General features: G+C 41.6%; 10 protein-coding genes and 1 pseudogene. 3 read left to right on the top strand and 8 right to left on the bottom strand.

Going from position 1 to position 12,518, the window contains the following annotated elements; genetic code table 11:
* Positions 1-464: 464 nt before the first annotated feature.
* Both WN50_RS25745 and WN50_RS25740 read left to right on the top strand, forming a co-directional pair.
* The gene (locus WN50_RS25745; RefSeq protein ID WP_046280675.1) at positions 465-785 is read left to right on the top strand and encodes a 2Fe-2S iron-sulfur cluster-binding protein; all 321 of its coding nucleotides are present in this window, start codon (positions 465-467) and stop codon (positions 783-785) included.
* 305 nt (positions 786-1,090) lie between these two features.
* Positions 1,091-1,273 carry a hypothetical protein gene (locus WN50_RS25740; RefSeq protein WP_046280674.1) on the top strand — a complete coding sequence of 61 codons (183 nt, stop codon included), beginning with the start codon at positions 1,091-1,093 and terminating at the stop codon, positions 1,271-1,273.
* Here the strand turns inward: WN50_RS25740 and purN are convergent, their stop codons facing one another.
* Positions 1,274-1,936: a phosphoribosylglycinamide formyltransferase gene (gene purN / locus WN50_RS25735; protein WP_046280673.1), complete on the bottom strand. Its 663-nt coding sequence runs from the start codon at positions 1,934-1,936 to the stop codon at positions 1,274-1,276.
* Between the two features lie 83 nt (positions 1,937-2,019).
* On the opposite strand from purN, the gene WN50_RS25730 reads away from it, so the two are divergent.
* Positions 2,020-2,913 carry a carbohydrate ABC transporter permease gene (locus WN50_RS25730; RefSeq protein WP_046280672.1) on the top strand — a complete coding sequence of 298 codons (894 nt, stop codon included), beginning with the start codon at positions 2,020-2,022 and terminating at the stop codon, positions 2,911-2,913.
* A 913-nt stretch (positions 2,914-3,826) separates the two neighbouring features.
* Here the strand turns inward: WN50_RS25730 and WN50_RS37845 are convergent.
* The 7 genes and pseudogenes from WN50_RS37845 to WN50_RS37835 form a co-directional block, all read right to left on the bottom strand.
* Positions 3,827-4,748 (bottom strand): VanZ family protein (locus tag WN50_RS37845; protein ID WP_425354843.1); only part of this gene is annotated, 922 nt, incomplete at its 3' end.
* 29 nt (positions 4,749-4,777) lie between these two features.
* Complete coding sequence (locus WN50_RS25720) at positions 4,778-5,707, bottom strand: glycosyltransferase family 2 protein (protein ID WP_046280670.1); 930 nt, start codon at positions 5,705-5,707, stop codon at positions 4,778-4,780.
* Between the two features lie 58 nt (positions 5,708-5,765).
* A complete protein-coding gene (locus tag WN50_RS25715; protein ID WP_046280669.1) occupies positions 5,766-6,803 on the bottom strand; it encodes a hypothetical protein in 1,038 nt (345 codons plus the stop codon).
* A 117-nt stretch (positions 6,804-6,920) separates the two neighbouring features.
* Positions 6,921-7,129 (bottom strand): annotated as a pseudogene (locus WN50_RS36605) (SAM-dependent methyltransferase); the annotation flags it as partial.
* Position 7,130: 1 nt separating this feature from the next.
* On the bottom strand, positions 7,131-8,081 hold a 951-nt coding region (locus WN50_RS25710), incomplete at its 3' end, for a class I SAM-dependent methyltransferase (RefSeq protein ID WP_342586783.1).
* A gap of 686 nt (positions 8,082-8,767) precedes the next feature.
* Positions 8,768-10,981, bottom strand: a complete 2,214-nt coding sequence (locus tag WN50_RS37840; RefSeq protein ID WP_425354844.1) for a malectin domain-containing carbohydrate-binding protein — start codon at positions 10,979-10,981, stop codon at positions 8,768-8,770.
* A 732-nt stretch (positions 10,982-11,713) separates the two neighbouring features.
* On the bottom strand, positions 11,714-12,518 hold an 805-nt coding region (locus WN50_RS37835), incomplete at its 3' end, for an Ig-like domain-containing protein (protein WP_425354842.1).

The following is a 12,518-nucleotide window of genomic DNA, read 5'->3' as shown; positions in this document are numbered from 1 at the left end:
CGGAGTTCTCTAAGAACTTAGTCTGGTCACGTTTGGACTTTTTCAAGCCCCCGTTATACCGCTTTCGCGGTTAACGGCGGGTTCGTGACGATTTGATTAATTGAGCAGGGGGTTTGACTGCTGCAAAACTGCAAGTTGTGACCCAGTTGGGGAGTCATATCATGTCCGACTAATCAATAATGATTCTGTAGGGGCGGGTTCAGTCAATATCTTTAGCACTACTGAGAGATTGAGATAAACCCGCCCCACCCCATAACAGAATTAATCAACCGGACATAATATCATGTTGTTGGAATTTTCCCCAAGGCCTCACAGACCCACACTCCAATGTAGCGTGAGATTTTTCGACTGACATCAGAATCGAGTCTGTTCCGTTTAATCTCTTCACTCGGGAGGAGACCGTTTTCCGAGAGTAACCATCAGCGATACAATGATCAGAGGCTGGCAAACAACACTATGTCTAAATGTCTAAGACTTATACAGTTGAATTTCATCATCAAGGACAGGTTCACACCCTAGAAGTCCCAGAGGATCAACCGATTTTACAGGCAGCAGATGCCGCCGGACTTGATCTACCAAATTCCTGTAATGCTGGAGTTTGTACCACCTGTGCGGCTAAACTACAAGCAGGTGAGGTCGATCAGAGTGAGGGTATGGGTCTAAGTCCTGAACTTCAGGCGGAAGGATACGCTCTTTTGTGTGTCTCTTATCCTCGGTCTAACTTGAAACTGGACACGGGAAAGGAAGACGAAGTTTATAGTCGCCAATTTGGTCAGTCTTCCTAAAGGTTTAGGGTTGAGGATGTGGATAAAAATCAAGACATATAGCAGAAGTCAGGAGACACCGAGACAGGAGACAGAATTGAAACCTTTATCATAAAAGGATTTGACAGAAAAACAGTGTCCTAATCNATATAGCAGAAGTCAGGAGACACCGAGACAGGAGACAGAATTGAAACCTTTATCATAAAAGGATTTGACAGAAAAACAGTGTCCTAATCTCTGCTTCGACTGCTATATTTGATCTAAATTGTTCCACGTCCTCAACGGATGATTTACGATTGGATGAATACTCAAAACTCAGAAAAACCATGACGACTCATTTTATTAGCGCCGAAATTGACTTCCAAGAATCCCCTCAGCAGTTGCAACAAGAGATAGAAGCAGAACTGCAAAAACGAGGTGAACCGCTACGTTGGGCAATTACTCAAGTTGATTCTCAGCAGCAAAAAGTTCAGGTTGAAGCGGTTGTTATCTGTGAGGAAAAGCCCTAATTATTGTTCGGACTGGGAACGTTGCAGTTGAGCGATCGCACCAACAATAATTTGATGTTCCTGAACTTGAATTCGAGCATGAAGGGTTTCCGGTGTATCATGGGGTAAAATAGGAACAGCCGCTTGCATTAAAATCGGGCCGCTATCAACTTTTAATTCCACCAAATGCACCGTACAGCCTGTAATTTTCACCCCGGCTTCTAAGGCTTGTTCAATGGCTCGAATTCCGGGAAAACTCGGTAACAAACTGGGGTGAAGATTGATAATTTTTTGAGGAAAAGCATCAATTAAAACCGGAGTGACAATCCGCATCCAACCCGCCATTACAACCCAGTCTACCTCATATTGCTTGAAGGTTTTAACAATATCTTCATCCAGTTTTTCACGGGAAGAATAGTGGCGGTGATTCAGTAAAATCGATGTTACCCCAAATTTGTTCGCCCGTTCTACAACTTTAGCCTCTGGGTTATTATAAATTAGAACCTGAACTTGAGCATTGAGTTTGTGATCAGCGATAGCTTGGGCGATCGCCGCAAAATTACTCCCACTTCCTGAAGCTAAAATTCCTAATTTTAGGGGAGAACCCTGAAACATCCCTGAAGGAGAAATTTCAGGGGAAATCAGACTTGGCGTTGGATCGAGACAGGTTGAATCAGAACTCATTGATGCGTTAAAAATTGAAAAATAGAATCTCGCGCTTTATGTAGAATAGTCTCACATTCACCCAACTGCAAGTAGATCCGCAAATGAACTCTTCGCGACTCCCAAACCGAACCCTTCTGGATCAAGAAGCGATCGCCGCTTGGATATTTCTCGCCCCAGCCGGAATTCTAATCACAATATTTATTCTATGGCCGATTGCTTATTTATTCTATCTCAGTTTTACCCAAGGTAATTTTACCATTTCCGGCGTGCATTGGGTCGGATTGAAAAACTATTGGCGTTTGTTGGTCAGTCCCGATTTCTGGCAAGTGATAGGGAATACCGTCTATTTTACCATCGGAACCGTCATTCCGAGTTTAGTGATTCCTTTAGCGTTAGCCGTCCTTCTCAATCAAACGATAGCATTACGGGGAATTCTACGAACAGCTTATTTTATTCCCTCAATTACTTCGCTGGTTGCTGTTGGTTTAGGGTGGCGTTGGATGTTTCAAACAGACGGCCCAATTAATGCCTTTTTATTCAGTTTAGGGTTTAATCCCATCCCTTGGTTAAGTAGTACCGTTTGGGCGATGCCTGTGTTAATTTTACTCAGTATTTGGAAACAATTAGGCTTTAATATGGTAGTATTTTTAGCTGGACTGCAAGCCATTCCAACCACTCGTTATGAAGCCGCAGAACTCGATGGGGCAGGGCCTTGGCAACAGTTTTGGCATATTACTTTACCCGGTTTAAGACCTACTTTAGTCTTTGCAACCGTCACCACAGCCATTTTTACATTACGCAGTTTTGAACAAGTTTATATTATTACCGGAGGCGGCCCTCTCAACTCAACAAACTTGTTAGTTTATTATATTTATGATCAAGCCTTTGCTCAATTTGACTTCGGTTATGCGGCGGCGGCTGCCACAATTTTACTCGGCATTGCATTAATATTAGTCTACATCCAACTGCAAGTTTTTGGTCAAGATAACTCTTAAAAATTAGGTAAATTTCTAACAAGTTCATCACGAAGACTCTCTCTTTGTGTCTCTGTGTCTTTGTGTTATTTTTCAGGCTCTCATTTTCTCTAAAATCAACCCAAGTAAAATCCCTAAAGGAGGAAAAATTAAAGCGTAGTACAGAAATCTATAGCTTTTAATACTAACAGAGNCAACTGCAAGTTTTTGGTCAAGATAACTCTTAAAAATTAGGTAAATTTCTAACAAGTTCATCACGAAGACTCTCTCTTTGTGTCTCTGTGTCTTTGTGTTATTTTTCAGGCTCTCATTTTCTCTAAAATCAACCCAAGTAAAATCCCTAAAGGAAGAAAAATTAAAGCGTAGTACAGAAATCTATAGCTTTTAATACTAACAGAGTTTACCGGATTTTCTAAAAGATGAGTAAGCTGGAAAAAGTTAATCACAGGAGCGAGTTCAAAAGTGTAATAATTCTGAACTTTATCAATATATATTCGCACCCTAGAACCTACATAAGTTACGATAATATGGTGAGGGTTTTTATCTCGAAAAACATCACGGATGAGTAACTCAGGGTTAGAACCATTGTCTCCTGTCATCGGAGTTCGCAAGCGGAAAATCAAGTCAGTTTTCTCTTGTCCGAGTGTAAAATTCCGTTCATAAGGACTACCGGAAAGAGATATTATTCGGGCTGGCCCTGTTTGCTGTAAATTAACAGTGGCTACTTTTAGACTGATTGTAAATTCTGAAGTTTCGCGTAACTTTTCTATTAATATTGTAGCAGGATAAACTGTAGACAGGTAGTTATTTTTCTCGATAAAAACGCCTAAATTTTCGGGAACATGAGTTAAGTTTCCTTGCCAGACTAAATTCGGTAAATTGTTAGTTGCATCTTGAAGGTTTTCTGTATTATTTAACGGATAAAATGCAATTNCTTTTAGACTGATTGTAAATTCTGAAGTTTCGCGTAACTTTTCTATTAATATTGTAGCAGGATAAACTGTAGACAGGTAGTTATTTTTCTCGATAAAAACGCCTAAATTTTCGGGAACATGAGTTAAGTTTCCTTGCCAGACTAAATTCGGTAAATTGTTAGTTGCATCTTGAAGGTTTTCTGTATTATTTAACGGATAAAATGCAATTAAACCCTCTTCCAAACTTTGACTGAAATTAGAAGTTGAAAAGGCGAGTTTGACTTCTTCTTGATCAATCGAACGATTACCTATCCAAACCTCTGATATATAGCCATTCCAAGAACGATCACCTGTTTTTTCATTGCCAATTAATAAAGGAAAGTTCAAATCCCAGTTGCTTAAATTGGTAGGAATAGTCGGTAAGTAGATAGAAATTAAAACGGCAATTGATGTGTAAACTATCAAACCTAAAGTTAAGTATTTTATCGAAAGAAATCGGTAAATTTTCAGAATATAAAATGAAAGTGAATTAAGAATGTTTTCCTTCCATAAATGACAACTTAAACCACCCAGCGTTCCTCCCATACTATTGGTGAAAATATCTAGAATAGTAGGTTTTCTAGAAGGGATAAATACCTGGAAATATTCAATCAGACAGGATAATACTGTACTAGCGATGAAAACAATTAAAATGATTTTAAAGCCAGATAATCTCCTCTGTTGAAGTAAACTAGCCAAGCTGAAACCCAGGGGGAAAAATAGAAGAATATTGTTAATAACATCTGTAAAATCGCTAGGGTTGTGAAAGCGGTTGCTGATTTCTTGCCAAGATAGATTATTCCAGATGAAATCAAATGGAAAGAGTGTTACCAACAAAATCAACAATAAGCTGACAGTAAAACCCCTAACAAAAATATCCTCACCCCAGGAATTTAAACTCACAATAAATTTCCATTCTTTGGCAAACTAGACTATTTCAGGTTCAACTTATACATTAATAAAAATTTAAACTCTCTTGCCATTTTTCTCCAGCCCATCGGAGAGAGGATTAACCATCTTCTCAGTTGCAGATAACAAGAAATTTTTTCAGGTAAAGGAAGAGAAACCCGTCCAATTGCCAATGCAAACTCACGAAAACGTCTCCAAGTTGGAAGCAAAATCTTCTTTTTGTTTTGAGGATCAAACCAAGCATCTCGGGCTTGAACCGTCGTATTTGCCTTTACTGACTGTTGGGAATGTTCTCGACGGAAAAAGAGATCTTCAGGAACTTCAAAAAATTCCCCCCATAAAGCCAACTCTCCCAATAACGTTAAATCCGATCCTTCGTAATTACCAATTAGTGGTGTTTTCTTTAAACAATCTGAGCGCATTACTCCCCAAATCGGACTAATTTTAGAACATCCTTCAGGGCCACTCCGAAATAAAACATCAAGATAACTTCCATATCGCTCGTGAGGCTTAGATGAGCGAAGATTGAGGTCATCTGTGTAGTTTTCTTTGATGTATTCTCCCCGCTCGTTAATGAAGCGTGTACGAGCATAACACAAACAAACTGAAGGGTTTTTCTCAAGCACTTCTATACACCGTTCTATGTATTCTGAAGCACAGATATCATCGTGAGCAGCCCACTTAAAATACTCGGCTTGAGACAATTCAAAGACTCGATTATAGTTCCAAGCCGCTCCTAAATTTTCTTCGTTGCGATAGTAACGAATACGAGAGTCCAGAGCCGCATACTTTCTACAAATTTCTTCAGTCTTATCTGTAGAACCATTATCGGAAATAATTAATTCAAAATCTGTAAACGTTTGTTTCAACAGCGCTTCTAAAGCTTCTTCGAGAAACTGATCGCCATTGTATACAGGCATTCCAATACTGAGAAAGGGGCGCGATGGGTTCATGGTTTTCCTGAAGTGTAGATTTTACTTTTTAATCGCAATCAAAGTGATTTTAACCGGATCACTTTCCGAGTTTATTCAGCAACCTTGTGCCTTTACGCTTCACTTCCTGAGTCACTCTTTCGACTTTCGTGTTAATGTAATCAATATAATGCGATCGGAAAAAAGCCTCTTGAGCTTGAGGAGAGGTTGAACACCATTGCTCGTATGCTGGAATAGCTTTATTAATAATGAAATCACGCCATGTTTGAATCAGTGCAGAAGGTGTTGTCTCTTGAGCGCGAACTCGGCAATTTTCGACAACAGCTTGACGAAAAGTTTTGTGATCACGAAGACGTTTCAAAGCTGCTATTACTTCCGCCAGGGAAGTCACCTCAATATAATCCAATTCACTTTTTCTCTCCGCTTGATAGGCAGATTCATATCCCAAAATAGCAGGTACCCCCGCGTGCCACGCTCCATAAAGCTTTGTTGCAGGCTTGCGGATATATTGTTGACGAGTAAAGCTGCGTATGGCTAGCACGGCATCAACCTCGCTGTAATCGTTCCAACGGTATCCCTGAGCAGATATATCCGTGCTAACTTTGTAATTGTGCAAGCCCAATTCTTGAAGCTGTTTTTCCCAAGAAGGACGCCGCAATTCGGGAACCAACTGCTTCTCAACCCCAAAATAGGCTAAATTCTCAAACCGATCTCCCCGACTTGGATCACGAGGAATTAACCCAGGCTGAGGCCAATGGGGAATGTAGCTGCTTTCTCCAAGCAACTTTGATTGATTCATCACCTGCAAATGATTCTGCACAACATGAAGTTGAGCATAGGGATGGGGCATTTGATCGGCTTGCAAACAAACCAGCAATTGCTTGGGTTTGGGCTTAAGACTATCTGGAAGATACTCTCGATGGGTTAATACAATGCCCTCATCGGGAAGTGTTTTGATTAGTTGACAGGGAAAGTCCTCAGATCTCAGACGAACATAAGTTTGTAACGTCCAATTGTAAGGACCCCGTAGAAAGATTTGCCAGTTGGTATCTACACAGTCTGGTATCGTTTGAGGCCAGTCATCTTCTGGAATATAAAAGGATATCGGTACTGACATAGGGTTAACCAACTTTACTATCAGAGAACTACAGGAATTGATCTTAATATGCTTCTGTTCATTTCAGTCATGCAGACCAGAAACTGGACTTTCCCCGATCAACAAATTCACACCAAATTAAACAGGAATAACTTCTGTAGTGACTCCCATGTTTTCAAGCATTTGCTGAATTTCGTCACAATAGATAGCATTCATCACAATCACTTTATCCGGTTGATATTCCTTCAAAAACTCCGGTGACATAATTTGCTTGCCCACACCGGGGATGAATTTTCCATGACGGTGAGGATTGATATCAACCACATATTGAATTTTATCAATGGTATNATAGATAGCATTCATCACAATCACTTTATCCGGTTGATATTCCTTCAAAAACTCCGGTGACATAATTTGCTTGCCCACACCGGGGATGAATTTTCCATGACGGTGAGGATTGATATCAACCACATATTGAATTTTATCAATGGTATCAAGAGTGGTTAGAAATGCTACACATTTGGAACCGGAACCCCAAACAACGACCCGTTTTCCTTCCGCTTGCCACTGTTCTAAATTGTCTTTCCAACGGGCTAACTTACCGTGAATTTGAGTCGTAAAATCCTTTACATACTGCTTTAATTCCTCCAGGGTTTCTTCAAAGGGATGAATGTGTTCAGAAGGCGTTTCAACGGGTAAAGCCTCAATCATCAAATATTGATCGCCATACTCTCGATAAAGATCGGTGATTTCAAAACCACAAGAGCGGAACAACCGAGCCAGCGATCCGGGTGTAAAATAAGAACAATGTTCGTAATAGATATCTTCAAAGGCTAAATCTTTGAGAACTCGAATCGTATCAGGAATCTCAAAGAATACGGGAATATGATGGCGATCGCCAATGGAACGACGAACCGTATTGATAAATTCCGCCGTGGGTTTGATATGTTCTAGGGTATGACGACAACAAATAAAATCACCGACATATTCAGCGTGTTCTTCTGAATAATAGGCTTGAATAAATTTCACGCGATCTGCCGCTTCGCTGTTAACTCGTCCCGGCACAACGCTCGGATCAATCCCTACACCTCGGTTCTCCCCTAACTCACACAGAGAAATCAGAAAATCTCCTTTACTGCAACCAATTTCAACGACATCTTTTTGATGGAGATCGTACTTGTGGATCAGGCGATCGGCCAACTCAAAGGCAAACTTATTAAAAGTAGGAGAAAAACTCTGTTGGTCTTCATAGTTAGGCGCATAAGCTGACCATTTAGAGTCAAACTCTACATTGGTAATAAACCCACAATGCTCACAAAATCCTAAGACCNCTCCTTTACTGCAACCAATTTCAACGACATCTTTTTGATGGAGATCGTACTTGTGGATCAGGCGATCGGCCAACTCAAAGGCAAACTTATTAAAAGTAGGAGAAAAACTCTGTTGGTCTTCATAGTTAGGCGCATAAGCTGACCATTTAGAGTCAAACTCTACATTGGTAATAAACCCACAATGCTCACAAAATCCTAAGACCACATCACCACAGGGAAAGTCTAGAGCTTCTTCCTCAGAAGACAGCATCAAACAACTATGAACCGGCACATTTTTGACTTCGTAAAAAATAGACAGTCCCTGATGACCACAGTTCGGACAGACAAACTGACTGCCGAAGTTTTCTTCCCTTTCCAAATCCTGTTGATGGACTGTTTGTTGAATCACTTGAGTTGTTCCTTATTCTACAAAAGGGTTCAAAAAATAATCTTTAGAACGAGAGATACTAGACTGTTAAATGTTATAGCCTTTGGGGAGCTTGATCTTTCTGAAGATTTGCTTTTAAAACTAGCACATTTAAAGCCGGGAATCAAGTCTCATTTCTAAATTTTTGTTTTTGATTTTTCTTAACACTTAGCATAGCATCCTCTGACAGATTGTCTAGAGGATGCGATCGCAGAATTTTGCTCGGGCTAAGTCAGCCCTAACCTAAGCTAAACAAAACTGAAAGAAGGACTCGCTAAATCCAAATCCGTCACGCCTTGAACGACAGCAATCAATTCGGAAGAATTGGACACATTGCGGAAGATTGCTGTTCCGGTTGGAAGTCCAGAAGGAGAAGCCGCCAGTTGATAGTTAGCCTTGTTCCCATGAAGTTGGATAATATCCTGCTGACCAACGCTAAAGTCTGTAATCAAAGCGTAATCATCTAGCCCTTGACTATTAGAAAGACCATCATCATAGTAAGCCTTAACGTTATCTCCCAAGACAAAGATATCAATACCACCCTTACCTGTTATAACATCCACTTCATCTTGTCCAGGATAATTGGCACTGGTATCGACACTAATCAGCGTATCATTGCGGTCATCATTACCGATTAGGGTATTATTACCATTTTGTTGAGCAATCACCTCACCACCCGGTTCTAACACTTCAATTGCTAAAGTAAAACCATTGCTAGCAGTCGCGAGGAAATCAAGATTGAGGACTCCATCCGTCACCGTCACATCTTCAAAAGTTCTTGGAACAATACGGTCAAGAATTCGATACTCATCCCAAATATCAAAATCATCGAGAACTAATTTATTTTCAATCCGCACATCAAAAACTCGTTGACCCGCTTGAGTATAAACGTTCTCAATGAAATTGAGGTTAACATCATAAGTGCCATTGGCAATCGGAATTTCATAGGAAACAGCCTTTCCATAACGCTCCGTTTCAAACAGAGGAAACTCTTTTGTTCCTTTCACTCCAAAGGGAGAAGTAAAAGTCCCATCAAATTTGACAAATCCATAGTCAGCCAACCATTTATTTCCGGAATTATCCGTGTAATTTTCCCCGCCAACATTAATCCGAATCGGGATATCATTATCAGCAACAGTGACATCAAAATCAGGAATCATTAAACCATCATAATCGGGGTCGGCACTGGTAATCGTGTGGCTAATTTTACCCGTATGAGTCTCTTCTAATAGCCCATCATCTACCGCCGTCACAGTAACCGATTTAGGAACATTCCAATTACTCGGAGTAAATGTCACCGTAGAAATATCGGTAGTCAATTGTTCATCCGGCGTCACATCCACAACAACATTAGCCGTTGGCTGACTGCTTAAAACGAGATTGTAACTATCAGTAATTCCCCCTTCAACCACATTCGTATTCCCTTGAGTATCACTCGCCACCAGATAGGGGAAAGATGCGCCATCTTCGGGAATAATCGGTGAGGCTGTATTAAAGAAATAATCAACCTTTGCCGTAAAAGCAGGAGAGTTGCCAGCGTTACCCGCTAAAGTTCCCACCGAATTTGTCGTTAAACTTTGAGTAAAACTGCCTGCGGTTTTCCAACTCGAACCATCCGCAGAATACTCAAGTTGCCATAGATTTCCTTCACGATTAACCCGTAAATAATTAGCAGAACCGGGATTAACAGTAGTATCAATCTTCGTTTGAGAAGTTCCGTTCGTTGTCGCTGCTGCAAATACCCTTAATTCATTGCCATCGTGAAGAGTATCAAACCGTAGCCAATTCTTAGCATCTTGTTCAACCAAAATACCTTGAAACTGAAATCCCTGAGAAGGCTGTGAAGCAAACTTCACTTCTAATTCAAAATCCGTATTTACCGCAGGCTGCATCATACGGACAGCATTGTTACCATTCCAGGCATCATGGGCGGTTCCTGCTGGAACAGATAACTCAAGATGAGCATTTTCGCTGCCTGTTCCCGTAAGCTGATAGAAGCTATTACTCAAGGGGTCAATAAAAGTCCATTGGGGGTCTAAAGCCACTTGACTAAAATCATCAGAATTGAAAGCCAAGGCTTGCTCTACAACATCAACAGAAACAGTCGCGGGATTAGAAATCGCACCCTGATTATCTTTGATCGTGTAGGTAAAACTGTCACTTCCGACAGAGCCACTGGTATTGGTGTAAGTAATCGTTCCATTACTATTAACTTGTACACTGCCATTACTGGGCTGATTAACAATCGCTAAAGTTGATAGATTTAAACTGCCATCCGTATCGCTATCGTTACTCAGGACATTCAGAACCTTCACACCCCCAGTTATCACCGTTGCATCATCATTATTCGCCACTGGAGACTGATTAGCAGCAGGAGTTTGATTGTTGGAAGTCGTGGTCGTGGAACCGGAAGTCAGAGTGGTATTATTAGACGAACTTGATCCCAAGGGAGTAATCGTCACATCACCAAAGCTGACATCATATTGGTGGGCAACCAATAGAATTGAACCCTTACTCGGATCAGATGGTTTACCTTGTCCCTGTAAAGTCCAACTGCTTGGTTCAGCTTGACCCTGTTTCCAAAGNGGCCGGAGTCCTATTCTATCGACTGGAGACTGATTAGCAGCAGGAGTTTGATTGTTGGAAGTCGTGGTCGTGGAACCGGAAGTCAGAGTGGTATTATTAGACGAACTTGATCCCAAGGGAGTAATCGTCACATCACCAAAGCTGACATCATATTGGTGGGCAACCAATAGAATTGAACCCTTACTCGGATCAGATGGTTTACCTTGTCCCTGTAAAGTCCAACTGCTTGGTTCAGCTTGACCCTGTTTCCAAAGCTTAAAGCTGTAGGACTGACCCTCTGCTCGGGCTTTCAAGTTATAGGTGACTCCATCTTCAATCGTAAAAGGAGCTTCTGCGATGCTGGCAAGTCGATTTCCCGTAATCTCAAGTTGTCCTTTGTAGTACCAAGCGATCGCCCCATAGGGATTAAAACCGGTCTTCGGTTGGGCGTTCGGGATCGGATCATCCGTATGTCCAGTCCATCGCATCAGCACCCCAACCCCGGCTTCATCGGCTCCGGGTGCGGCATTCAAACTGTTTAACGTAAACGGTACCGTAATCTCGTAATCATCCCAGGAGACATCACCAATTCCCAGTAGACGATCATAACCCTGTTCAACCGGGCGAANGATTAAAACCGGTCTTCGGTTGGGCGTTCGGGATCGGATCATCCGTATGTCCAGTCCATCGCATCAGCACCCCAACCCCGGCTTCATCGGCTCCGGGTGCGGCATTCAAACTGTTTAACGTAAACGGTACCGTAATCTCGTAATCATCCCAGGAGACATCACCAATTCCCAGTAGACGATCATAACCCTGTTCAACCGGGCGAACCGTATCGCCATCGATAGTCCACAGACCATCGACAACTTGAGAGACATCTTGAAGATCGCTAACAGAACTCCAGTCGATAGAATAGGACTCCGGCCAGACATTTCCAGATTCATAATCAACGGTAATCGTCTGAGTTGAAGTATTTCCCAGAGTATCAGTGGCGGTGACACGAACAATGTCATCGGCAGGCGAACCATCTAGGTCATCGAAAGCGATATCAACATTAAAGTCTCCGGGATTTTGCAATCGGCGAGTATCGGGTCCCAAAGAAAGCGCACGACTAGGGCCATTATTCAAAGAATAGGTGACAGAAGCCAAACCATCAGGGTCAGACGCATTACCCAGAATGTTAATCCAGGTTTGAGGTTCACCAATTTCGCCGAAGCTCTGATTGGGTCCATACCAAATATTGACTTGCGGGCTTCCTGGTGTCTGTGCAGTTACATTCAGATTGACATTAGCCGCAGTAGAAAGCGCTCCATCATCATCAGCCACCCGATAGCTAAAACTATCAGAACCCTCGCTTGAACCCGTATGAGTATAGGTAATCGTGCCATTATTGTTAACAACTGCTGTTCCTTTTGACGGTTGAGTAACAAT

This window comes from Limnoraphis robusta CS-951 (genome assembly GCF_000972705.2).
This window is presented reverse-complemented; position numbering and strand designations above follow the sequence as displayed.